We start from the raw sequence: 23,218 nt of genomic DNA, 5'->3' as shown, positions 1-23,218 counted from the left end.
CCGGGCGGGCTCGCTTGGGACAGACTGGTCGCGCCTCGTCCCCGCACCGGATCGGATTCCCATGAGCGGCAGCCCGGCCGTCCCCGACGGCGTCGACGTCTCCGTCCCGCACTCCGCCCGGGTGTGGAACCACTGGCTCGGCGGCAAGGACAACTACCCCGTCGACCGCGCCTTCGGCGACCAGATCGTGTCGCTCTACCCGCAGATCGCCGTCGACGCCCGCGCCGGCCGGGCCTTCCTGGTCCGCGCCATCACCCACCTGGCCGAGCGGGAGGGAGTACGCGGGTTCCTGGACCTGGGTACGGGGTTGCCGACCCACCAGAACACACACGAGATCGCCCAGGCCGTCGCCCCCGAGTCCCGAGTGGTGTACGTGGACAACGACCCCATGGTGGTCGCCCACGCCCGCGCCCTGCTGACCGGATCCCGCGATGGGGCCACCGCGTTCGTCGACGCCGATCTGCACGATCCGTCCTTGGTCCTGTCCCGGGCCGGGGAGGTGCTCGACCTCGACCGCCCGGTGGCGCTGTCGATCATCGGCGTCCTGGGACACGTGCCCACGATGGCGGAGGCCACCGACCTCGTTCGCGCCTACATGTCCGATCTGCCGTCGGGCGGCTTCCTGGTGGTGGGCGACAACGTCATGCCCGACGACCCGGTCGCCATCGAGGCCTTGGAACGGTGGAACGAGGGGGCGGCGTTGGCCTACCGCACCCACACCCTCGCCGAGTTCACCTCCTATTTCGACGGTCTGGAACTCCTGGAGCCCGGCGTGGTCCCCTCCACCCGGTGGCGCCCCGAGAACTCGAAGGTCGGGACGGTCCCGCGCACCGACATGTACGCGGGTGTGGCCCACAGGCCCTGACTTCGTAGCATGGGGGAATCGCCGAGAACGCGGGTCCCTCCCGCGAAGACAAGGAGCTCCTGTGTCCGACGCCCCCGAACGCGCCCTGGTCGTGATGGCGCACCCCGACGACGCCGACTTCTCCTGTGCCGGCACCGTCGCCCTGTGGACCGAGGCCGGGACCGAGGTGGTCTACCTGATGGTCACCGACGGCGAGGCGGGCGGTGACGAACTCACCCTGGACAGTGCCGAGATCGGGGCGATGCGCCGGGGCGAGCAGCGCAGGGCCGCCGCCGAGGTGGGGGTGAAGGACGTGCGGTTCCTGGGCCACCCGGACGGGCGTGTGGTCGCCTCACTGGACCTGCGCCGCGACATCGCCCGGATCATCCGCCAGGTGCGCCCCCAGCGCATGGTCATCCCCGACCCCGAACGCGACTGGGACAGCATCGCCGCCAGTCACCCCGACCACATGGCCACCGGCGAGGCCGCGATCAACGCGGTCTTCCCCGACGCGCGCAACCCGCACGCGCACCGGGAGCTCCTGCACGTGGAGGGCCTGGCCCCCTGGACCGTGCCGGAGGTGTGGGTGACCGGTGGTCCGAGCCCCCACCACTACTCCGACATCACCCCGGTCTTCGAGCGCAAGCTGGCGGCGCTGGCCGCGCACGAGAGCCAGATCTCCGACATCGACGAACTCGCGCCGTTCCTGCGCACATGGATGGGTGAGAACGCCGTCAAGGGCGGCCTGCCGGAGGGGTCCTTGGCCGAGGTGTTCCGGATCGTGAAGACCGCCTGAGCGCCACGCCGGGGGTGGACAGGGGGACGTATCCTCGGGGCGTGACCGACACGCTCCACGCTCACGCCGCCGAGAAGGCCGCCGATCGGATCCGCGCGATCCTCGGTACGGGCCCGACGACCGTGTTGACCGGGGCCGGGGTCTCCACCGACTCCGGCATCCCCGACTACCGGGGGCCCGACTCGCCCCCGCGCAAACCCATGACCTACCAGGAGTTCGTGGGCGACGCCGCCTTTCGGCGCCACTACTGGGCGCGCAACCACGTCGGGTGGCGGCACGTGGAGCGGACCCGGCCCAACGACGGCCACCTGGCCTTGGCCGAGTTGGAGCGCGCCGGGGCGGTGCACGGGGTCATCACGCAGAACGTCGACACCCTGCACGACGCCGCCGGTAGCAGGCGCGTCATCGACCTGCACGGGCGCTTCGACCGGGTGGTCTGTCTGGCCTGCCGCGTGGTGAGCGACCGTGCGGAACTGGCGGTGCGGTTGACCGGGCTCAACCCGGGTTTCGTCGAGGAGGTCGCCGACGTGGAGGTTGCCCCCGACGCCGACGCGGTGTTGGCCCGCACCGAGCACTTCCGGGTGGCCGACTGCGCGGGCTGTGGCGGCACGCTCAAGCCCGACATCGTGTACTTCGGCGAGAACGTGCCCAAGCCCCGGGTACTGGAGGCCTACGCGATGGTCGAGGAGGCCGCGAGCCTGCTGGTGGTGGGTTCGTCGCTGACGGTCTTCTCCGGCCGCAGGTTCGTCAAGCGCGCCGTGGCCATGGGAAAGCCGGTGGTGATCCTCAACCGAGGCACGACCCGCTGCGACGACATGGCCACGTTGACCCTCGACCACGGATGCTCCCCGGTACTGCGTGCCCTGGCCGACACCCACCGCGTCTGACTTCGTACCGCCCGAGGGGTACGGTGACCGTCGAGGCCCTCCGCTCATCCCGTCTTCACACGTGTTGAGCGTGTGCGGTGCGCACCCACGGGGGATGCTCGGGGTGGATCCCCGCCTTTATCGGCTTTTCTCGGACCGGGTGGATGATCCCGGCCGACTTTGCACACGGAGGATCGCGTGCCGTTCTGTAACAGGAACATCCTCGTCTCGGGAAGCGGTGTCGCCGGTTCGGCGCTCGCTCTCTGGCTGGCCCGAAAGGGCTTCACTCCCACCATCGTCGATTCGGCCCCGGGCCCTCGCGCCGAGGGCGACCACGTCGAGGTATCCCGGCGCGGCATGGAACTCCTGGACCGCATGGGTCTGGGAGGAAGGGTCCGTGCCCTGGGCGCGAACCACACTCAGATCCGCAACCACATCAGCGGTCGTACCGCCCCCATCCTCCTTCCCTTCGACCCCGGATCCGTGATGGTCCGCCACGACCACCTGGTCCGGGTACTGCGGGAGGAGACCGACGGCCTCCCCGACGCCCGCGTCGAACGGATGGACGGCGACACCGTCACCGGCCTGACCCAGGACGAGAACGGGGTGGACGTCACCTTCGCCCGGGCCCAGGGCCGTCGCTTCGACCTGGTGGTGGGCGCCGACGGCCTGTACTCCCCGGTGCGACGACTGGCCTTCGAGGGGCCCGACGAGAACCACCTGCGCCGGTTGGAGGCCAACGTGGCCACCTTCGAGGCGCCCAACGTGCTGGGCACCCGGGACTCCCTGTCCTGGCACACCTGGCCGCACCGGGGTTGTGTGGCCGCCACCCTGCCCGACAACGAACGCCTGTACGTGGTGTTGATGATGCGCGACCGCTTCCCGGTGCGCCCGGGAAGCCTGGACCAGGGGTCCCTGCACCGCGTGGTGGAGGAGTACTTCGGCGCGGACGGGTGGTGCATGCCGCGCTTGTTGGAGGCCATGCGCGAGACCGAGGTGACGGTGGACTCCTCGACGCAGGTGCGCATGAACCTGTGGTCCAAGGGCCGAGTCGTCCTGGTCGGGGACGCCGCCTACTGTCCGGACCAGCTGAGCGGGCACGGCCCCGGGACCGCCCTGATCGGCGCCCTGGCCCTGGCCGGTGAGCTCGCCTACGGAGACGGCGACCACGATCGGGCGTACTTCTCCTATGAGGCGGCGGTGCGGCCCACGGTGCGGGAGGCCCAGGCGGTGGCGCCGCAGTCGGTGGAGACCGGCGCCCCGGAGGTCGAACCGTACGAGATGTGGATGCGCGAACGCGCCGAGGCCGCCCTGTCCCGTGGCGCCAGGCTCATGAACAAGTTGGGTTTCCAGCCCGCCAAGGACCCGGTGGGCGACGAGTTCGCCCTGGAACGCTACGCCACCATGTTCGAGGCGCGAGCCGCCTGATCCCCGCCGGGACGCCGCGACGGCCGCGGGGTCTCCTGGTCGGCCGTGTCGTTCGCCTTGGACGATGTGGACGATCCCGACCGGAACTCCGCGGCCACCGGATCCTGTCCTCGGACACCCACGCATGGTTTACGATAATGATTATCGTTTCCGTCGCTGGGAGGTTCCGCCCCATGTCCGACGTCTCCTCTCCCCTGCGCGTGGTCGTCGTCTCCGGTCTCCACCGCGCCGCCCGCCACCGTACGGTCGACGACCTCATCACCGCGGTCCCGGATTCACTGGCGGTCCACCACGACCTCGACGGCATCGCGGAGGGCACCGTGTACCGCGTGCTGCGCGACCGATGGGGGCCGGTGGGTCACGACCGCGTCGAACTCGACCACCTGTGCGCCTCCTGCACCCTGCGTCGGGACCTCGTCCCCACACTGGAGGAACTGGCCGAGCGCGGCGAGCACACGATGGTCGTCGTGGAGACCTTCGACGGGATCGAACCCCGTGGGGTCTGCGAGGTCCTGGCCGACCACCCGAGGCTGCTCCTGGCCACCGTGGTGACCGCGGTCGACTCCGACCGGCTGCTCCCCGACCTGTCCGGCCACGACGACCTCGCCGACCGCTCCCTGGGGATCGCCGTGGAGGATCAGCGCGCGGTCGCCGAGGTCCTGTCCCACCAGGTCGAATACCCGACCGTGCTGGTGTTGCACGGCGCCCGCCACCGCGACGAGGCACGCGCGCTGCTCGAACACCTGAACCCGGCCGCCGTGGTGGTGCCGCCCGGCGGTGGTCTGGTCGCCCTCACCGGGGGACGCTTCGACCCGGACCGCGCGCGCAACCGGCTCGACCCCGTCTGGGCCCAGTACACGGGTCGGTCCGACGAACGGGTCTCCACCGTGGTGTGGACCCGCAAACGCCCCCTGCACCCGGGCCGCCTGCGCGAGGCGATGGAGCGCATCGTCTCCTTCGGGCTGCGCGGCCGTGGACGGGTGTGGTTGGCCGGCCGCACCGACACCCTCCTGGTGTGGAACGCCTACAACGACGCCCTGCTGTTGGAGAGCGGCGGCCCCTGGCTGCACGCCCTGCCCGAGGCGGCGTTGGACCTGGTCGGCGAGACCCGCCGTGCCTCGGCCCTCCTGGACTGGGACCCGGTGGTGGGCGACCGTCGCCAGCACCTGGCGTTCACCGGGGTGGACCTGGACGCCGAACGCCTGGTGGAACTGCTCGACTCCTGCCTGGTCACCGAGGAGGAGACGGGTCGGACGCCGGCCGATGACCCCTTCGCCGACGCGCTCTGACCCGCTCAGGCGTCCTTGGGCGGCGCGGTGCTGTGGCGTTCCACCAGGCGGGTGGCGAGCTCCACCCGGGTGGTCTCGGGGACGTCGCCGCCGACCAGGTCGATGAGCATGCGGGTGGCCATCTGCGCCATGTCCCGCAGCGGTTGCCGGACCGTGGTCAGCGGCGGGATCGCCCAACGCGCCTCGGGCAGGTCGTCGAAGCCCACCACGGAGACGTCGTCGGGCACCTTCAGGCCACGTTCGTGCAGGGCCTCGTAGGCGCCCCGGGCCATCTGGTCGGAACCGGCGAAGATCGCGGTGGGCGGCTCGGGCAGTTCGAACAGCGCCTCGGTGAGCTCCTTGCCGGTGCCGGCCATGAAGTCGCCGTGGGTGACGTAGCCGTCCAGGACGGGCAGGCCCGCGTTGCGCATGGCGCTGCGGTACCCGTCCACGCGCCCCCGGCTGCACATCACGTGTGCGGGGCCCGCGATGGTGGCGATCCGCCGGTGGCCCTGCGCGATCAGGTGCTCGGTGGCGGTGAGCCCGCCGTCCCAGTTCGCGGCGCCCACGGCCGGGACGCCGCGCGCGGGGTCCCCTATCGGGTCGACGATCACCACGGGGATGCCCAGGGCGTCGAGCTGCGCCTGTTGCTGCGTGGAGAGTTCGGACAGCACCAGGACCACGCCGTCGGAGTGACGGGCCTGGATGTTGTCCAGCCACTTGCGGCCCGGACGGCTGCGTTTGCGGTCGTGCACCGCCGAGACGACGATGCCGAACCCGGCTTCGTGGGTGACCTCCTCGACGCCGGTGAGGATCTCCATCGCCCAGGGGCTGCCCAGGTCGAGGAAGACCAGGTCGATGAGGCCGACCGTCCGCCTGCCCCGATGCCTGCGCGGCTGGTAGCGGTGTTGTTCGAGCAATCGTTCCACCTGACGTCGGGTGTCGGCCGCGACGTCTATGTGTCCGTTGATCACCTTGGAGACGGTGGAGACGGAGACCCCCGCCTCCCCCGCGATCTCGGCCAGGGTGGGTCGTCTCTTCGCCATATGCCTCCTCAACGTCGGGGATCGAGGTCCCGTGGTCCGCTCAGCGGATTGTAGCCCGAAACATTTCGCCACCCCACACCGTAACCTCCTCGAAACCCGTGCTCCCCTTGACGTCTCTTGGTGGACGACTTAGCGTCAAGCATCCCGAAAGCTATCGGAAACATTTCGGAAGCTTTCGGTCGCCCCCCATGTTCGACCAGAGAACGGTGTCCACGCCATGAGTCGCACTCACCGGATAAGCGTGATCGGAAGTACCGCCCTGGCCCTCACCCTGGTGGCCACGGCCTGTGGATCCTCCGGACCCGGAATGTCGGAGGACGCCCTCCAGGTCTGGGCGTTGGAGGAGGCGGCCGTCAACGACGTCCTCCAGGCCTCCATGGATTCCTACAACGAGGGCGCCGAGATCGACTCCGAGCTCGTCACCTTCGTCAACGACGCCTACAAACAGCGCCTCCAGGTCGCCCTCGGCTCCCCCAACGCCCCCGACGTCTTCTTCAACTGGGGCGGCGGCAACCTCAGCGAGTACGTCGACCAGGGCCAGGTGTTCAACATGACCACCGCCCTGGACGAGAACCCCGAGTTCCGGGACTCGTTCCTGCCCAGCGTCCTGGACGTCGCCCGGATCGAGGACGGCTACTACGGGGTGCCGATGCTCGGCATGCAGCCGGTGGTGCTCTTCACCAACAACGCCGTCCTCGAAGAATCCGGGTTGGAGGCCCCGCAGACCTACGACGAGCTGCTGGAGGCCATCGAGGTCCTCAAGCAGGACGAGGTCACCCCGATCGTCCTGCCCGGTGCCCAGGGTTGGACCCAACTGATGTGGCTGTCCTACCTGGTGGAGCGGATCGGCGGCCCCGACGTCTTCCAGGCCGTGGTCGACGGCGAAGAGGGCGCCTGGGAACACCCCGCCATGATCGAGGCCATGGAGAAGTGCCAGGAACTCGTCGAACTGGGCGCGTTCGGCCCCAACTTCGCCTCCATCGACTACGACGGCGGCGGCGCCTCGGCGATGCTCGCCAACGGTGACGCCGCGATGTTCCTGATGGGCAGCTGGGACCTGTCCCAGCAGCAGGAGAACCACCCCGACTTCGCCTCCGGCGGCGACCTCGGCTATGTCCCCTTCCCCACGGTGGAGGGCGGCGAGGGCGAGGAGGGCGCCGTCGTCGGCAACCCCAGCAACTACTTCTCCATCAACAACGACAGCCTCAACCCCGACGCGGCCGTCGACTTCCTGGTGGAGACCGTCACCTCCGACGAGTACGTGACCGGTCTGATCGACGCCGGCCAGGTGCCCGCCGTCGAGGGCATCGAGGACCAGCTCGCCGGCAGCGACTACGCGGACTTCGCGGTCTTCACCCACGGCATGGTCTCCGAAGCCCCCAGCTTCACCCAGTCCTGGGACCAGGCCATCCCGCCGGCCGCCGCCGAGGCCCTGCTGACCAACCTGCAGCTGCTCTTCCTGAGCGAGACCACTCCGGAAGACTTCGCCGAGGACATGGAGTCCTTCCTGTGAGGTCCACCCACACCACGGAGCGGCCCGGGTTCGTCTGGGTCGCTCCGGCCCTGCTGTTCTTCGGCCTGTTCGGACTGGGCCCGGTTTTGATCGTCCTATACCTGAGCCTGACCGACTGGAGCGGGCTCGGCACCCCCGCGTGGGTGGGTCTGGACAACTGGGTCCGTCTGGGCGAGGACGAACAGGTGCGATCCAGCCTGGGCATCACACTGTTCCTGACCGTGCTGTGCTGGGCCACCCAGACACCGATGGCGTTGGCCTTCGGATCGTGGGCGGCCGGCACCCAGAAGTCCCGGGCCGTGGTGAGCTCGATCTTCTTCCTGCCCTTGCTACTGTCCACCGCGGCCATCGCCCTGCTCTGGAAGGCCATCCTCGAACCCCACTACGGGTTGCCCGGCCAGATCGGACCGCTGTTCGGGTTCAACGGCAACATCCTGGGCGACTCGACCCTGGCGCTGTACGCGATCGCGTTCATCGTGCTGTGGCAGTTCCTGCCGTTCCACATGCTGCTGTACCAGGCGGCGGCCCGTCAGGTGCCCCGGTCGCTCTACGAAGCGGCGGAACTGGACGGGGCCTCCCCGTTCCAACGGTTCCTGAGGATCACCGTCCCGCAACTGCGCCACACCATCATCGCCTCGTCGGTGCTGATGATCGTGGGGTCGATGACCTACTTCGAGACGGTCCTTCTGCTGACCAACGGCGGCCCGGGCAACGCCACCCGGATCCTGCCCCTGTACATGTACTCCCAGGGCTTCGTCTCCTTCGAGATGGGCTACGCGAGCGCGATCGCGGTCGTGCTGGTCGTCCTGGGAACCGGGATGTCGCTGCTGGTCGTGCGCGTGACCGGATACTCCCGCATGACCAGCCAGAGGGAGGGCATCTGACATGGCCCCGAACGTGAAGGACAGGCCGGTTCCCCGGCGGCGTCGTCGATCCGGCGGACGCCCCTCCTACTGGTCCGGGCTCGGCGCCGCCTTCTGGCTCGTCATCGTCGCCATCCCGCTGTACTTCCTCATCGCCACCAGCCTGCGCGGCTCCGGCGACTACATGTCGGAGGGGCCGCTGGCCATCCCCGACAGCCTCACCTTCGACAACTACCTCCACGTGTTCGAAGTGGGGTTCCTGAGGTTCCTGGGAAACAGCCTCGTCGTGGCACTCGGCGCGGTCGGCCTGGTGCTGCTCGTGGCGGTCCCGGCGGCGTTCGGCATCGTGCGCAGTCGCAGCCGCGTCGTGGCCACGACCTTCTCGCTGTTCCTGCTGGGGTTGGCGGTGCCCGCCCAGGCGGTGATCATCCCGGTGTACCTGCTCATCACCAGGATGAACCTGTACGACACCCTCATCGCCGTCATCCTGCCCACGGCGGCCTTCAGCCTGCCGATCTCCATCCTGGTGCTCACCAGTTCGCTGCGCGACGTGCCCGGGTCGTTGTACGAGGCGATGGCGTTGGACGGGGCGACCAACCGTCAGGTCTTCCTGCGTCTGGTGCTGCCGCTGTCGCGGCCGGGCGTGATGACGGTGGCGATCTTCGTGGGCCTCAACGCCTGGAACAACTTCATCTTCCCGCTGGTGCTGACCCAGTCCGAGTCCACGCGGGTCCTACCGCTGGGGTTGTGGGCGTTCCAGACCCAGTACGGAACCGACGTCCCCGGGCTGATGGCGGCCGTGGTGCTGTCGTCCCTGCCCATCCTCGCCCTGTACCTGTTCGGCCGCAGACAGTTGCTCGGTGGGTTGGCCGCCGGGTTCGGAAAGTAGTCCGAGGGGGCGCACCGAACACGGGACTCGGAGGCGCCCCCTCTCCGCATCACAGGTCGTCGTAGAAACCACCTCGAGGCGCGACCTTCAGCAACAAGACCACGAGCACATCATCGTCGATCTCGTAACGGATACGATAACCACCAACTCGAATCCGCCACATGTCGGTCTGTCCCTTGATCTGGACACGACCTTCTGGCCGAGGGTTTTCAGCCAGAGCTTCGATCGCTCGGCGCACACGCTTACGAACCGATCCATCAAGGTTCTTGATGCCTTTACGGGCTGCGTGGGTGTATCGCAGTTCGTACCGGCTCACTCCTCGTCTCCCCACACTTCGTCGTGGTCGAAGACTTCTTCTCTGCCGGCTCTCACATCTTCTGAGATCCGCACTGCTTCAGCGTCGTCATGTTCTTCGAGAAGCCGCTCATAGTGCTCGACCCAACTCGCAGGCACGAGCACGTATCCGGTGAGATCCCGACCCACCCCAGGAGTGCCCTCAGGGTCCACTGGCATCGCGGTCATGGCGTTCCCTCCACATCTGGATGGCGACTGCGAAGGACCCATGTGCGGAACAGGCATTCGACCTCGATGTCGTTGAACCATCTGTGCATGGGCCATCCCCACGTGCGCGGGGAACACTGCATATCATGTCCATCCTAGGCAACTTCGAGGCTCAGTCCCCCCGGTTTCGAACCCTGGTTCGCGGTATCGGGGCGGGGAAAATCGATTGATACTCCGTTCGGGGCCGCCGTAGGCTCCACTTCGCCGAGCTTCCGCCCCCTCACCCCAAGGTCGGTGTCCCAGGGTGTCGACCCCTGCCAAGAACCTGCTCTTCTTCGCCACACTGTGGCGATCGCATCGTCGGCTCACCGTGACGTGGTGGGCGCTGATCCTGGTCCAGGGGATCCTTCCCGCCGTGTTCGTCGTGGCGGTCGGCATGCTGGTCGGCGCGGTCGCCGGTGACGAATCGCTGCGTACGCCGTTGATCCTGATCGGTGTCGTCTTCGTCCTGATGCAGGTCATGACGCCCCTGCACACCCAGGTCGGCTCCCTGCTGGGCGAACAGGTCTCCGACCGCCTGCACGACCGGCTCCTGGCCGCCGCGAACGCCCCCGACGGTGTCGAGCACCTGGAGGACCGCGCGCACATGGACGAGTTGACCGCCGCGCGGGACTTCGACCTCGGTATGACCGGTCCACCCTTGCACCTGTCCATGGGCATCATCGCGGGCGGGCTGGTCGAGGCCGTGGCGGGCCTGGCCCAGGCGGTCGTCCTGGCCGGCTACGCCTGGTGGGCCCCCTTCCTGGTCGGCGGGGCCTGGCTCTCCACCCATTGGCTGTTGCGCGAGAGCTCACAGTGGGACCGCGATACCGGCGAGGTCCTGGACGCCCAACGCCGAGCCGAGTACTCCTACCGGTTGGCGGTGGACTCCCCCGCCGCCAAGGAGATCCGGCTCTTCGGCCTGGCGAGCCGGCTGACGGAGCGCTTCGCCGCGGACCGGCGCGACCTCGTCGAGCTGCGCTGGCACGCCACCCGGCTACGACGCAAACCGATGCGCTGGGCGGTGGCGGTACTCGTGGTCTCGGGAGGGCTGTTCTTCTGGTCCCTGGGCCGCGACGCCGCGTCGGGCGCCATCGACCCGGGGCAGGTGAGCACCTTCGCCTACGCCGCCGTCGGCGCGAGCGCGCTGGCCTTCGGCGGCCTGAACTGGGCCCTGTCCCTGGCCACCGACGCCGTGGCGTCGGTGCTTCGTGTGGAGCGGACGATGTCGACCACGGCCGCGGCACGTTCGGTGGTCTCCGGGCGAGAACCGGCGGAGGGCACGCCCACCTCCGAGATCCGGTTCCGTGACGTGGGGTTCTCCTACCCCGGCGGGTCGGCGCCGGTCCTGGACGGTCTCGACCTCACCGTCGAGGCCGGAAGTTCGCTGGCCGTGGTCGGCGTCAACGGGGCGGGCAAGTCCACCCTGGTCAAGCTGTTGTGCCGGCTCTACGACCCGGTCTCGGGAACGATCGAGGTGGACGGCACGGACCTGAGGGACCTGGACCTGGAATCGTGGCGCCGCCGCGTCAGCGCGATCTTCCAGGACTTCATCCGCTACGAACTGCCGCTCAAGGACAACGTCGCCCCGCTGGGCGCCTCCCCCGAGGAGGTCCAGGAAGCGTTGACGATCGCCGGCGCCACGGACCTGCGCGACGTGGAGACCGTGCTCTCCCCCGGGTACTCGAAGGGCACCGACCTGTCCGGTGGACAGTGGCAGCGGGTCGCCCTCGCCCGTGTGCTGTGCGCGGTGCACCAGGGCGCGGGCGTGGTCGTCCTGGACGAACCCACCGCCCAACTGGACGTGCGCGGGGAGGCCGAGGTCTTCGACCGGGTCCTGGCGGCCACCCGGGGGTGCACGACCATCCTCATCTCCCACCGCTTCTCCACGGTCCGAAGGGCCGACCGGATCTGCGTGGTGGACGAGGGCAGGGTGGTGGAGCTCGGAAGCCACGACGAACTCATGGCGCTGAAGGGCACCTACGCGCGGCTCTTCCGTCTCCAGGCCGCGCGATTCAACGAGGAACAGGACGGAGCCGACCGTGTCGAGTGAGGACCACCCGCTGCCCTCGTCCTGGCGGGCGCTGGCCCGAACGCTGCGCCTGGGTTGGGCGGCCTCCCCCGGGCTCATCGCCGTCGCGTTCGTCACGACCGTCGGCGCGGCCCTGCCCGACGTCCTGATCGCCATCGCCCTGGCCTGGCTCATCGACGCGGTGATCTCCGGTGCGGGGAGCCACATGGTCGTGGCCGCGGTGGCCTTGGGCGCGCTGGCCGCGTTGAGCTGGCTGCTGCGCGTGGTGAGCGAGCGGGCCGACCGCCGCTTCGCCGACCGCGCCGCCGTGTTCATGGAAGCGCACGTGGTCCGGTTGCAGGGCGGCATCCCCTCCCTGGAACACCACGAACGCCCCACCTACGTCGACCGCGCCCAACTCCTGCGCGACCACGCGGACACGCTCAGCGAGGTCTACCAGTACCTGTTCAAGGCGGTGGGCGCCATCCTGCGCCTGGCCCTGACCACGGCGTTGCTGATGACCATCCATCCCCTGCTCGGTCTGCTGTGCCTGTTCGCCGTGCCCACCAGCCTGGTCTCCCACTGGCGCGGAGGGGCGGAGCACGCCTTGGAGGAAAGGGTCGGCCACCACGAGCGTTTGGCGCGGCACTTCTTCCTACTCGGCACGAAGGCCTCACCCGGGCGCGAACTCCGTGTCGGTCGAGCACGGGAGCGGGTTCGGGAAGGTCGTCACCGGGCCTGGGAGGCGCGCCATCGGATCATGGCGCGGGCCCGGTGGGTCACCGCCGCGTGGCAGGCGGCGGCGCTGACGGTCTTCGCCGGCGCGTTCGTGTGCGCGCTGGTCTGGGTGTCCCTGGGTACCGGTTCGGCGGCCCAGGTGGTCCTGCTGCTCACCGCCGGGAGCCGACTGGCCCAGTACATCGGCCACATCCTGGGCCAGGTCCACTTCCTGCGCACCATCTGGTTGGAAGGGGGCCGCCGCCTGCTGTGGCTGGAGGAACTGGCCTCGGCCGCCGAGCGACGGGGCGTCGTGTCCGCGCCGGAGCGGGTGGGCGGCGGGATCACCCTGGACCGGGTGTCGTTCCGCTATCCGGGGACGGACCGACCCGTCCTGGAGGAGGTCTCGCTGCACTTGCCGGCGGGCGCGGTGGTGGCCGTGGTCGGCGAGAACGGGGCGGGCAAGTCCACGCTGGTCAAGCTACTGGCCAAGATGTACGAACCCGACTCCGGGCGGATCCTCGTCGACGGGCAAGACCTGGCCGGCATGGCGGCCGACACATGGCGCGAGCGGCTGTCGGGCGCCTTCCAGGACTTCGCCCGCTTCGAGTACCCGCTGCGTCTTTCCATCGGCCTCGGCGACCTGCCCCGGGCCGAGGAGGAGGACGCGGTCGAGCGGGCCGTCGAGCGCGCGGACGCGGGTGCCCTCGTCGAGCGGCTCCCCCGAGGACTGAGTACACAGCTGGGCAACACGTGGGCCCAAGGGGTGGAGCTGTCCGAGGGCCAGTGGCAAAAGGTCGCGCTCGCCCGCGGCTACATGCGCGACCACCCCCTGCTGCTGCTCCTGGACGAACCCGCGTCCGCGTTGGACGCCGAGACCGAGCACCTGTTGTTCGAGCGGTACGCGGAACGCGCCCGCGCCCTCCGCGGCCGGGACCATCTCACGCTTTTGGTCTCCCACCGGTTCTCGACCGTGCGCATGGCCGACCTCATCGTCGTCCTGGACGGGGCACGGGTGATCGAGCGGGGAACCCACGACGACCTCATGGAACTCGATGGGCGCTACGCCGAGCTGTACGGAATCCAGGCACGCGCCTATCGCGTCCGGAGCACGGGCGAGAACCGGTCCTCGTCGTGAGCGCGGGGGCCTTCGGGCACTGAGTCGACGAACGCTCAGACGCCGAGGGCCAGGCGGACGCCCAGGGCGAGCATGAGGACGGCGATGATCCCGTCCAGCGCCCGCCAGGCGCCGGGGCGCGCGAAGAAGGGACGCAGCAGCCGGGCCCCGAACCCCAAGGCGAAGAACCACACGAAGCTGCCGGTCAACGCCCCGGCCGACCACCACCAGCGGGCGTCGCCGACCTGCTGGTTGGCGAGCGAGCCCAGGAAGACCACGGTGTCCAGGTACACATGGGGGTTGAGCCAGGTCAGGGCCAGCGCGGTGAGGACGGCGGCACTCGACGCAGAGCGCGTACGGGTGCCGGTTCGCAGTGTGGTCACCGCGCCGCCGTCCCGCACGGGTTCGGGCTCCGGCCCCGCCGGAACCAGCGTCTGCGCCGCTCCCGGTTTCAGTGCCCGGTGCGCGGCGAGCAACCCGTACACGATGAGGAAGCCCGCGCCGAGGATCCGGATCACCACGAGCGCGGCGGGCATGGCCTGGACCAGGCCGCCGATGCCGACCACACCGGCGGCGATGAGGATCGCGTCGGAGAACGCGCAGACCAGGACCACCGCCAGAACCGTGCGGGGGTTTCCGTCGATGCCCAGGCGCAGGAGGTAGGCGTTCTGCGCGCCGATCGCGACGATGAGGGCGAGCCCGGTGCCCAGGCCGAGAAGTGCGGGAAGGAGCGTTTCGTTCACGTCCGGTAGCCTCCCCCGACCACGGGTCCGCAGTAAAGCTAAAGTTTCTTAGAAGGCTTAAGGGACGCTTAGGAGAGGCCGCGGATGCCGTTCCAGTTCGACCATCTGAGCACGCTGACCGCGCTGATCGACGAGGGCACCTTCGAGGCCGCCTCCGAACGGCTGCACGTGACCTCGTCGGCGGTGTCGCAGCGGATCCGGGCGATGGAACAGAGCGCCGGCAAGGTACTGGTGCGGCGAACCAACCCGGTCACCCCGACCGAGGCCGGCGACGCGGTGCTGCGCTACGCACGTCAGGTGTTGCTGCTGGACCAGGAGGTGCTGTCCGAACTGCGCCAGGGCGGAGAGGAGCGGCGCGACCACGTGCCGCTCGCGGTCAACGCCGACAGCCTGTCCACCTGGTTCCTCGAAGCCCTCGCCGAACTGCCGGCCGAACTCGGCGCGGTGTTCGAGATCCACCGCGAGGACGAGGAGCACACCACGAGCCTGTTGCGTTCGGGTTCGGTGATGGCCGCGGTGACCTCCACCCCCGAGGCGGTGCAGGGATGTTCGGTCCGGGGTCTGGGCGTGATGCGCTACCAGGCGGTGTGCCACCCGGAGTTCGCCCAACGCCACGGGCTGCGCGGGGTCGAAGGGCTCAACGCGGCGCCGGTGGTGAACTTCGACCGCAAGGACGAACTCCAGGACCGTTTCCTACGGGACCTGACCGGTGAGGGCTCGACGGGGCCGCGCCACTACATCCCGGCCTCGGAGGACTTCGCTCGCACGGTGCTGCTGGGCCTGGGTTGGGGCGCCGTCCCCGAACAGCAGTGCCGGGCGCACCTGGAGAGCGGGCGGCTGGTGGCCCTGGCCCCGGAACACCCGGTGGAGGTGCGACTGTTCTGGCAGCGCTGGAACCTGCGCTCGCCCCTGCTCGACCGGATCACCGAATGCGTGCGCGCCGAGGCCGCCCTCCACCTCCACCCCATGTGACGTCGGTGGCACCGACCCGGTCAGGGTTTGCCGGCGGTGCTCTCCCTGGTGATCAACGCGAAGCCCGGCTGGAGCCGCCTCGGTTCGATGGCGTTGCCGGTGCCGGCGGCGAGGCGTTCCAGTAGGGCGTCGGTGGCCGCGCGGGCGATGCCGCGCTTGTGGGGGGCGACGGTGGTGAGGGTGGTGGCGCAGTAGCGCCCGTCCTCGATGTCGTCGAAGCCCACCACGGCGACGTCCTCGGGGACACGCAGGCCACGGGTACCGAGGGTGCGCATGGCGCCTATGGCGATGAGGTCGTTGTAGCAGAACACCGCGTCCGGGCGGATCCCTGAGTCCAGGAGGCGGGCCATGGCCTGGGCGCCGTCCTCGCGGGTGTAGCCGTCGGTGACCGCGATGAACTCCTCGCCGGTGGGGCGCCCGGTCTCGGACATGACCTCGCGCCATCCCTGGAGTCGCAGGTGGGCGGTCTGGCGGGCACGGCCGTGGCGTGCCCCGAGGAAGGCGATTCGGCGGCGGCCGAGCTCGACCAGGTGGGCGGCGGCGGTGCGGGCGGCCGCGACGTTGTCTATGGCGATGTGGTCGTAGGGGGCGTCGTACTGACGTTCACCGAGCAGGACCAGGGGCGCGTCGCTGTCGCGGGCGAGCAGGTCCTCGTTCTCCAGTTCGATGGGGCTGAGGATCAGTCCGTCGATGACCCTGGCGCGGAACCCCTGGGCGAACAGGACCTCTTGGTCGCGACGGCCGCCGGTGTGATCGAGCAGCACGATGTACTCAAGGCCGCCCGCGTACTCGATGACGGCGTCGGCGAGTTCGGCGAAGTAGGGGTTGCCGAGCTCGGGCAGGGCGAGGGCGATCATCCCGGTCCGCCCCTTGCGCAGGTGGCGCGCGGTGAGGTTGGGCCGGTATCCGAGCTCGTCGATGACCCGCTGGACGCGCTGGCGGGTCTGGGGTGTGACGTGCCGGTAGCCGTTGACCACGTTGGACACCGTCTTGATCGACACCCCCGCCCGCTGTGCGACGTCCTTCAGGCTGATACCCACGCGCTCCTCCTCCGCCGGACGGGGCGCCCGGGATCGGTGACCTTTGTTCGGTGTCCTTTCCATCGTTATACAACACGGGTGCCGGCCCTGCCCAGCCGTGCCGGGGAGCCCGATTCCGCTGTCACATCGGTGTTCCATGAGTTTCGATTAAGGGTCTGGACAGAGCCCTCGGTTCGTGTTCTCATCATCGCCAAGTCAGGTTTCCCACGTTGTAAATGCGCGGACCACTCACGGCCCGCACCTCGACACGGAGAACCCACATGCGACAACCCCCCGTCAGCACCCCCATCCCCGGCCGACGTCCATGGGTCCGAGCGACCGCCCCCGTTCTGGCCGCGATCCTGACCCTCTCCGCGCTGTCGGCCTCCCCCGCCGGCGCGCGACCCGAACTCCCTTTGACGACCCCCTGGACCGACGAGGTCTCCCCCGACAACGCCCTTCCGGACTACCCGCGCCCGCAGATGGTCCGCGAGGACTGGGAGAACCTCAACGGAACCTGGCAGTGGGCGCCCGCGGAGGAGGGCGAGGAGCCCCCGTTCGACACCGACCTGGACGGCGAGATCCTCGTCCCCTACCCGATCGAGTCCGCGCTGTCGGGCGTACAGGAACACCACGACCGGGTCTGGTACCGGCGCAGCGTGGAGGTCCCCGACTCCTGGGACGGCGACCGGGTCCTGCTGAACTTCGGCGCCGTGGACTGGGACTCTCGGGTGTGGGTCAACGGCACCTCCGTGGGCTCGCACACCGGCGGCTACGACAAGTTCTCCTTCGACGTCACCGACGCCCTCCGAGAGGGCGAGAACGAGATCATCGTCGGGGTGTACGACCCCGGCGACGCGGGTGAACAGCCGGTGGGCAAGCAGCGCCTGGAGCCCGGCGGTATCTGGTACACCACCCACACCGGTATCTGGCAGACCGTGTGGATGGAGCCGGTCCCCGAAACCCACGTCACCCGGTTGGACATCACCCCGGACGTGCCCGGCGAACGACTGGACGTGGTCGTGAACGCGGCCGGCTCCGACGACTCCACCGCCACGGTGACGGTCCGCGACGCCGAGGGCGCGGAGGTCGGCTCGGCCACCGGCGCGACGAACTCCGCGATCACCGTGGACGTCCCCGACCCGCACCTGTGGAGCCCGGACGACCCCTACCTGTACGACGTCGACGTCACACTGGACTCGGGCGACGGGGTCGCCGGCTACACGGGTATGCGTTCGATCGAGGTGGGACGGGTCGACGGGGTGACCCGCCCCCTCCTCAACGGCGAGTACGTCTTCCAGGTCGGCACCCTGGACCAGGGTTACTGGCCCGACGGCATCTCCACCGCGCCCACCGACGAGGCCCTGCGCTTCGACATCGAGTCGCACAAGGACCTGGGCTTCAACACCATCCGCAAGCACGTGAAGGTGGAACCGGACCGCTGGTATTACTGGGCCGACCGGCTCGGTGTGATGGTCATGCAGGACATGCCGTCGATGTCCGGCGACCCCGGCCAGGAGGGGCGTGAGCATTTCGAGACCGAATTGCGCGCCCTGGTGGACGAACACCGTTCCTTCCCGTCGATCGTCAACTGGATCGTGTTCAACGAGGCCTGGGGCCAGTACGACGAGGACGCCCGGATCACCCAGGACGTCAAGGACTCCGACCCCTCCCGCCTGGTCACCGGCGCCTCGGGCTGGCACGACACCGGCAACGGCGACATCGTCGACTCCCACATCTACGTCGGCCCCGGCGACCCCGCCCCGGCCGAGGAGCATCGCGCCTCCGTGCTGGGAGAGTTCGGCGGCTACAACCTGCCCGTCGAAGGCCACGAGTGGAGCCCGGGCGACGGGTTCGGCTACGAGGACATCACCGACGGGGAGTCGCTGGCCACCCGATACTCCGGTCTGATGGCGGGCGTGCAGCGCCTGGAACGCACGCACGGGCTCTCGGGGGCGATCTACACCGAGATCACCGACGTGGAGACCGAACTCAACGGGTTCTGGACCTACGACCGGCGGGTACTGAAGGTCGATCCGGAGGTCATCGCCGCCGCGCACGAGCAACTGCTGTCCGGTGAGCCGGTCGGCGGGGTCGCCGAGGTACCGGTGGAGGAGAACCTGTCGCTGCGGGTCACCACACCCGACCACCGGGACCGCTACCTGGCCCACTCCGAGGGGCTGGGCGTGACCACCCCGGTCGACGGCTCCAGCTCCGAGGAGACCCGCGCCGACGCCACCTGGCGTTTCGTGCCGGGCCTCGCCGACGACACCTGCGTGTCCGTGGAGTCGGTGAACTTCCCGGGCGAGTACCTGCGGCACAAGGAGTCGCGGGTCCACCGAGATCCCTCCGACGACAGCACGTTGTTCGCCCAGGACGCCACCTGGTGCGCGGTCCCCGGTCTCGGCGGCGAGGGCGTCTCCCTGCGCTCCTACAACTTCCCCGACCGGTATCTGCGCCACTACGAGTCCGAGCTGTGGCTGTCCGGGGCCGGCGGCGCCGGGGAGGACCGCGACACCTCCGAGAACTACGACCACGACGTGACCTGGTCCGTCGAAGACCCCTGGACCCCCTGATCCGACGCACCGGCGGAGAACGACCATGAACGAACAGCACCCCATCCCCCCTCGCGGCCCACGCCGCGCCCTGCTCACCACCGCGGCCGTGTGCGCCGCCCTGACCCTGGCCGCCACCGGCTGCGCCCGGGGAGAGGACGACACCGCCCCATCGGCGGCGGACGAGGGCGGCGGCGAGGGCCAGGCCCAGGTCCTGGACGAGGCCGCCAGTGGCGACGAGACCTGTAGCGCCGCCGATCACGGCATCGAGGCGTTCGACCTGACCGACAAGACGGTCGGGTTCTCCCAGTCCGAGGCCGAGTCCAACCCGTTCCGGATCACCGAGACGCAGTCGATCAAAGACGAGGCCGAGGAGCGCGGCGTCGACCTCATCACCTCCAACGCCCAGTCGGACTTCGCCCAGCAGATCAGCGACGTGCAGGACCTGATGTCGCAGGACGCGGAGGTGCTCATCATCGCCCCGCTCAACTCCGACGGGTGGAAGCCGGTCCTGGACGCGGCCGAGTCCGCCTCGGTCCCGATCATCACCATCGACCGGCCCATCAACGGCACCGCCTGCGCCGACTTCGTCACCTTCATCGGCTCGGACTTCGTGGAGCAGGGCCGACGGGCCGCCGACCAGATGATCGACACGCTCGGTGGGGAGGGCGAGGTCGCCATCCTGTTGGGCGCGCCCGGCAACAACGTCACCACGGACCGCACCGACGGGTTCGTGGAGCGGTTGGAGGCCGAGGCGCCCGACATCGAGATCGTGTTCGAGCAGTCCGGCGACTTCACCCGTGAGGGCGGCCAGTCGGTGACCGAGCAGCTCATCCAGACCGAGCCGGACATCGACGGGATCTACGCGCAGAACGACGAGATGGGCATCGGTGCCGTGACCGCGCTCAACGGCGCGGGCAAGGCACCGGGTGACGTCGCGATCGTCACCGTGGACGGCACGGAGGCGGCGGTGGAGCACATCGTCGACGGGTGGATCTCCGCGGTGATCGAGTCGAACCCGCGGTTCGGTCCACTGGCGTTCGAGGCCGCCGAGGCGTTCGGCGCCGGTGAGGAGGTCGGGACGAACCTCATCATCACCGACCGCGAGTACGACGCCGCCAACGCCGAGGAGGAACTCGGCAATGCGTACTAGTCCGGTCCTGGACACCCGCGGGCTGACCAAACGGTTCCCGGGTGTCCTGGCCCTGGACGGGGTGGACCTCACCCTGCGGCCCGGTGAGGTCCACGCGCTGGTCGGTGAGAACGGCGCCGGCAAGTCCACCCTGATCAAGGTGCTGACGGGCGTGTACCGTCCCGACGGCGGGGAGATGTGGCACCACGGCGAACCCGCCCGCTTCACGACCCCTCTGCACGCGCAGCGCGCCGGGATCGCCACCATCTACCAGGAGGTCGACCTCCTGCCGTTGCTGAGCGTGGCCCGCAACCTGTATCTGGGGCGTGAGCCCAAGCGGTTCGGGCTGATCGACTTCACGCGCATGCATCACCGGGCCGCCGAGACGCTGCGCGGATACGGGGTGGCCGTGGACGTGCGGCGCCCGCTCGGTTCACTGTCCATGGGCGCCCGGCAGATGGTGGCGTTGGCGCGCGCGGTGTCGGCCGACGCCCGTGTGGTCGTCATGGACGAGCCCACGTCGTCGTTGGAGCCGCGAGAGGTCGAGACCCTGTTCGGGGTGATCGACCGGTTGCGTGAGGACGGCGTGGCCGTGGTGTACGTGAGTCACCGGTTGGACGAGCTGTACCGGATGTGCGACCGGGTGACCGTGCTGCGGGACGGTCGCGCGGTGCACACCGGTGCGATGGCCGACCTGAGTCGGTTGCGGTTGGTGTCCCTGATGTTGGGCCGGGACATGGAGCGGGTGGAGCGCGAGGGCGCCACCACCTTCTCCGGTGAACGGGAGGCGTGGGCGGGCACCCCGGCCTTGGAGGCCGAAGGGCTCACCGCCCGGCACCGGTTGCGCGAGGTGTCGTTGACCATCCGTCCCGGCGAGGTCGTCGGGCTCGGCGGCCTGTTGGGATCCGGGCGCACCGAGACCGCGAAGGCGATCGCCGGGGCCCTGCCGCTGGACGCGGGGAGCGTGTCGGTGGTGGGGACCCCGCTCAAGCGCGGTTCGTCCGTCCCGGCCGCGATCCGAGCCGGGGTGAGTCTGCTGCCGGAGGACCGCAAGCACGAGGGCATCGTGCCGGGGCTGTCCATCCGGGAGAACATCGCGCTGGCCGCGATGCCTCGGTTGAGCCGGTTCGGGCTGGTGTCGGAGAAGCGGGTGGACGAGGTGGTGCGGGTGTTCATGGAACGCCTGCGCATCAAGGCCGTGGGCCCGCACCAGAAGGTGGAGGAGCTGTCCGGCGGCAACCAGCAGAAGGTTCTGTTGGCGCGCTGGTTGGCGCTCAACCCCAAGGTGTTGCTGCTCGACGAACCCACGCGCGGGATCGACGTGGGCGCCAAGGCGGAGGTGCAGCGGTTGGTCGACGAGCTCGCCGAGGAGGGGTTGGGCGTACTGCTCATCTCCTCGGACCTGGAGGAACTGGTGGCGGGCGCCGATCGTGTGGTGGTGCTCAAGGACGGTGCGGTGGTGGGTGAGTTGGCGGGCGCTCAGGTCACCGAGGACGCCCTGATGGCGGCGATCGCCCAAGGGCCGGACGGGGGTGAGGGAAGGTGAGACTCGACACCTTGCCCCGGGTGGGCGGGGAGGAAACACCTTCTTCTTTCCATGTTCGGGGTGTGTACCGGCCTTCAGGCTGCTAAAACATGATCCATGGCCAGGAAGACCGTGAAGCGGGCGTTCAAGTACCGCTTCTATCCCACCCACGTGCAGGCAGCGGAGCTGTCGCGCACGTTCGGGTGTGTGCGCCTGGTCTACAACAAGGCGTTGGCCGCCCGCTCCCAGGCTTGGGAGCAGTGTGGGGAGAGGGTGGGCTACTCCGCGACCTCGACCCTGCTCACCGGTTGGAAGAAGACCAACGATCTGGCCTTTCTCACCGAGGTGTCCAGTGTCCCGCTCCAACAGGGGCTGCGCCATCTGCAATGGGCGTTCTCGAACTTCTTCGCGGGGCGCGCCAAATATCCCAAGTTCAAGTCCCACAAGAAGTCGCGAGCCAGTGCGGAGTACACCCCGAGCGCCTTCCGCTACCGGGACGGGAAACTCACCCTGGCCAAGATGGACCAGCCGTTGGACATCGTGTGGTCGCGCCCCCTTCCCGAGGGCGCGGTGCCGTCCACGGTGACCATCTCACGGGACGCGGCGGGGCGCTGGTTCGCGTCGCTGTTGTGCCAGGACACCATCACAGCCGCCCCGGCGTCTGAGGACGTGGTCGGTCGACGTGGGGATCACTTCCCTGGTGACGTTGTCCACCGGGGAGAAGATCACCAACCCCCGCCATGAAAGGCGCGACCGGGCCAAGCTGGTCAAGGCCCAACGCTCCCTGGCCCGTAAGGCCAAGGGCAGCGCGAACCGGGCCAAGGCCCGGGTCAAAGTGGCGCGGGTGCACGCCCGTATCACCGACCGCAGGAAGGACTTCCTGCACAAGCTCACCACTCGTCTCGTCCGCGAAAACCAAGTGGTCGTGATCGAGGACCTGACCGTACGCACCATGGTCAAGAACCGCACCCTGGCCCGCGCCATCTCGGACGCGGCCTGGACACAGCTGCGGTCGATGCTGGAGTACAAAGCGGACTGGTATGGGCGGGAGTTGGTCGTGGTGGACCGGTTCTTCCCCTCGACCAGGATGTGCTCGACGCCCGGGTGCGGGCACGTACGTGCCCGGTTGCCGTTGAACGCGCGCACCTGGACGTGCGAGCGTTGCGGCATCACCCACGACCGCGACGTGAACGCGGCGATCAACCTCAAGGCCGCCGGACCGGCGGCATCTGCCTGCGGAGCCGATGTAAGACCTCAACGGGAATCCTCCCGGACGAGGCGATCGGCGTCGAAACAGGAAGGCCACGGGGCGACCCGTGACGAGGTGAAAGCCTCGAACCACCGGTAGGTGGTTGCCGGAATCCCCGCCTTCAG

Annotated in this window: 19 protein-coding genes and 1 pseudogene; 15 read left to right on the top strand and 5 right to left on the bottom strand. The window is 69.3% G+C overall.

The features are described 5' to 3' along the window. The first annotated feature begins 61 nt into the window (after positions 1–61). From ACWGSK_RS08855 to ACWGSK_RS08835, 5 genes are all read left to right on the top strand, one after another. Positions 62–865 carry an SAM-dependent methyltransferase gene (locus tag ACWGSK_RS08855; RefSeq protein WP_452455557.1) on the top strand — a complete coding sequence of 268 codons (804 nt, stop codon included), beginning with the start codon at positions 62–64 and terminating at the stop codon, positions 863–865. Positions 866–926: 61 nt separating this feature from the next. After that, positions 927–1,640, top strand: a complete 714-nt coding sequence (locus ACWGSK_RS08850) for a PIG-L deacetylase family protein (protein ID WP_358513441.1) — start codon at positions 927–929, stop codon at positions 1,638–1,640. A 41-nt stretch (positions 1,641–1,681) separates the two neighbouring features. After that, a complete protein-coding gene (locus ACWGSK_RS08845) occupies positions 1,682–2,527 on the top strand; it encodes an NAD-dependent protein deacetylase (protein WP_358513443.1) in 846 nt (281 codons plus the stop codon). A gap of 177 nt (positions 2,528–2,704) precedes the next feature. After that, entirely contained in the window at positions 2,705–3,934 is a 1,230-nt protein-coding gene (locus ACWGSK_RS08840) for an FAD-dependent monooxygenase (protein ID WP_358513445.1), read from the top strand. Between the two features lie 173 nt (positions 3,935–4,107). Beyond that, complete coding sequence (locus tag ACWGSK_RS08835) at positions 4,108–5,223, top strand: CobW family GTP-binding protein (protein ID WP_452455556.1); 1,116 nt, start codon at positions 4,108–4,110, stop codon at positions 5,221–5,223. A gap of 5 nt (positions 5,224–5,228) precedes the next feature. Here ACWGSK_RS08835 and ACWGSK_RS08830 read toward each other — a convergent pair whose 3' ends face one another. Further along, on the bottom strand, positions 5,229–6,248 hold the full coding sequence (locus ACWGSK_RS08830) for a LacI family DNA-binding transcriptional regulator (protein WP_358513449.1): 1,020 nt from the start codon (positions 6,246–6,248) through the stop codon (positions 5,229–5,231). Positions 6,249–6,489: 241 nt separating this feature from the next. Here ACWGSK_RS08830 and ACWGSK_RS08825 point away from each other — a divergent pair, with 241 nt between their 5' ends. Genes ACWGSK_RS08825 through ACWGSK_RS08815 form a run of 3 tightly spaced genes read left to right on the top strand, consistent with a single transcriptional unit; the run spans position 6,490 to position 9,513 of the window. Then, a complete protein-coding gene (locus tag ACWGSK_RS08825; RefSeq protein WP_452455555.1) occupies positions 6,490–7,761 on the top strand; it encodes an ABC transporter substrate-binding protein in 1,272 nt (423 codons plus the stop codon). Next, on the top strand, positions 7,758–8,645 hold the full coding sequence (locus ACWGSK_RS08820) for a carbohydrate ABC transporter permease (protein ID WP_358513453.1): 888 nt from the start codon (positions 7,758–7,760) through the stop codon (positions 8,643–8,645). Before ACWGSK_RS08825 ends, ACWGSK_RS08820 begins: the two co-directional genes overlap by 4 nt. Position 8,646: 1 nt before the next feature. Then, positions 8,647–9,513 (top strand): carbohydrate ABC transporter permease, encoded by an 867-nt coding sequence (locus tag ACWGSK_RS08815; protein WP_358513455.1) that lies wholly within the window; start codon positions 8,647–8,649, stop codon positions 9,511–9,513. 49 nt (positions 9,514–9,562) lie between these two features. Here ACWGSK_RS08815 and ACWGSK_RS08810 read toward each other — a convergent pair whose 3' ends face one another. Next, positions 9,563–9,829 (bottom strand): type II toxin-antitoxin system RelE family toxin, encoded by a 267-nt coding sequence (locus ACWGSK_RS08810; RefSeq protein ID WP_358513457.1) that lies wholly within the window; start codon positions 9,827–9,829, stop codon positions 9,563–9,565. After that, positions 9,826–10,035, bottom strand: a complete 210-nt coding sequence (locus tag ACWGSK_RS08805; RefSeq protein WP_358513459.1) for a hypothetical protein — start codon at positions 10,033–10,035, stop codon at positions 9,826–9,828. Before ACWGSK_RS08805 ends, ACWGSK_RS08810 begins: the two co-directional genes overlap by 4 nt. 283 nt (positions 10,036–10,318) lie before the next feature. Between ACWGSK_RS08805 and ACWGSK_RS08800 the strand changes: the two genes are divergently transcribed. Both ACWGSK_RS08800 and ACWGSK_RS08795 read left to right on the top strand, forming a co-directional pair. Continuing rightward, entirely contained in the window at positions 10,319–12,106 is a 1,788-nt protein-coding gene (locus ACWGSK_RS08800; protein ID WP_452455554.1) for an ABC transporter ATP-binding protein, read from the top strand. Then, complete coding sequence (locus ACWGSK_RS08795; RefSeq protein ID WP_358513463.1) at positions 12,096–13,919, top strand: ABC transporter ATP-binding protein; 1,824 nt, start codon at positions 12,096–12,098, stop codon at positions 13,917–13,919. Before ACWGSK_RS08800 ends, ACWGSK_RS08795 begins: the two co-directional genes overlap by 11 nt. 35 nt (positions 13,920–13,954) lie before the next feature. On the opposite strand, the gene ACWGSK_RS08790 is transcribed toward ACWGSK_RS08795, so the two are convergent. After that, on the bottom strand, positions 13,955–14,641 hold the full coding sequence (locus ACWGSK_RS08790; protein ID WP_358513465.1) for a LysE/ArgO family amino acid transporter: 687 nt from the start codon (positions 14,639–14,641) through the stop codon (positions 13,955–13,957). Positions 14,642–14,725: 84 nt separating this feature from the next. Between ACWGSK_RS08790 and ACWGSK_RS08785 the strand changes: the two genes are divergently transcribed. After that, on the top strand, positions 14,726–15,613 hold the full coding sequence (locus tag ACWGSK_RS08785; protein ID WP_452455553.1) for a LysR family transcriptional regulator ArgP: 888 nt from the start codon (positions 14,726–14,728) through the stop codon (positions 15,611–15,613). Between the two features lie 20 nt (positions 15,614–15,633). Here ACWGSK_RS08785 and ACWGSK_RS08780 read toward each other — a convergent pair whose 3' ends face one another. Next, entirely contained in the window at positions 15,634–16,653 is a 1,020-nt protein-coding gene (locus tag ACWGSK_RS08780; RefSeq protein WP_452455552.1) for a LacI family DNA-binding transcriptional regulator, read from the bottom strand. Between the two features lie 260 nt (positions 16,654–16,913). On the opposite strand from ACWGSK_RS08780, the gene ACWGSK_RS08775 reads away from it, so the two are divergent. From ACWGSK_RS08775 to ACWGSK_RS08760, 4 genes and pseudogenes are all read left to right on the top strand, one after another. Then, positions 16,914–19,208 carry an AbfB domain-containing protein gene (locus ACWGSK_RS08775; protein ID WP_452455551.1) on the top strand — a complete coding sequence of 765 codons (2,295 nt, stop codon included), beginning with the start codon at positions 16,914–16,916 and terminating at the stop codon, positions 19,206–19,208. Between the two features lie 25 nt (positions 19,209–19,233). After that, positions 19,234–20,340: an ABC transporter substrate-binding protein gene (locus tag ACWGSK_RS08770; RefSeq protein WP_452455550.1), complete on the top strand. Its 1,107-nt coding sequence runs from the start codon at positions 19,234–19,236 to the stop codon at positions 20,338–20,340. Continuing rightward, positions 20,330–21,865: a sugar ABC transporter ATP-binding protein gene (locus ACWGSK_RS08765; RefSeq protein WP_452455549.1), complete on the top strand. Its 1,536-nt coding sequence runs from the start codon at positions 20,330–20,332 to the stop codon at positions 21,863–21,865. The genes ACWGSK_RS08770 and ACWGSK_RS08765 overlap by 11 nt, the downstream gene beginning before the upstream one ends. A 96-nt stretch (positions 21,866–21,961) precedes the next feature. Beyond that, positions 21,962–23,192 (top strand): annotated as a pseudogene (locus ACWGSK_RS08760) (RNA-guided endonuclease InsQ/TnpB family protein). Positions 23,193–23,218: the final 26 nt, after the last annotated feature.

The sequence above is a fragment of the Nocardiopsis sp. NPDC055551 genome, from assembly GCF_053619415.1.
Note: the sequence above shows the minus strand (reverse complement) of the source record. Positions and strands in the feature narration are given on the sequence as shown.

What these genes read in the sequence shown, in the direction of transcription:
- ACWGSK_RS08855 (WP_452455557.1), top strand. Translation starts at nt 62, where the DNA reads ATGAGCGGCAGCCCGGCCGTCCCCGACGGCGTCGACGTCTCCGTCCCG.
- ACWGSK_RS08835 (WP_452455556.1), top strand. Translation starts at nt 4,108, where the DNA reads ATGTCCGACGTCTCCTCTCCCCTGCGCGTGGTCGTCGTCTCCGGTCTC.
- ACWGSK_RS08830 (WP_358513449.1), bottom strand. Translation starts at nt 6,248, where the DNA reads ATGGCGAAGAGACGACCCACCCTGGCCGAGATCGCGGGGGAGGCGGGG.
- ACWGSK_RS08815 (WP_358513455.1), top strand. Translation starts at nt 8,647, where the DNA reads ATGGCCCCGAACGTGAAGGACAGGCCGGTTCCCCGGCGGCGTCGTCGA.
- ACWGSK_RS08805 (WP_358513459.1), bottom strand. Translation starts at nt 10,035, where the DNA reads ATGACCGCGATGCCAGTGGACCCTGAGGGCACTCCTGGGGTGGGTCGG.
- ACWGSK_RS08785 (WP_452455553.1), top strand. Translation starts at nt 14,726, where the DNA reads ATGCCGTTCCAGTTCGACCATCTGAGCACGCTGACCGCGCTGATCGAC.
- ACWGSK_RS08775 (WP_452455551.1), top strand. Translation starts at nt 16,914, where the DNA reads ATGCGACAACCCCCCGTCAGCACCCCCATCCCCGGCCGACGTCCATGG.
- ACWGSK_RS08770 (WP_452455550.1), top strand. Translation starts at nt 19,234, where the DNA reads ATGAACGAACAGCACCCCATCCCCCCTCGCGGCCCACGCCGCGCCCTG.
- ACWGSK_RS08765 (WP_452455549.1), top strand. Translation starts at nt 20,330, where the DNA reads ATGCGTACTAGTCCGGTCCTGGACACCCGCGGGCTGACCAAACGGTTC.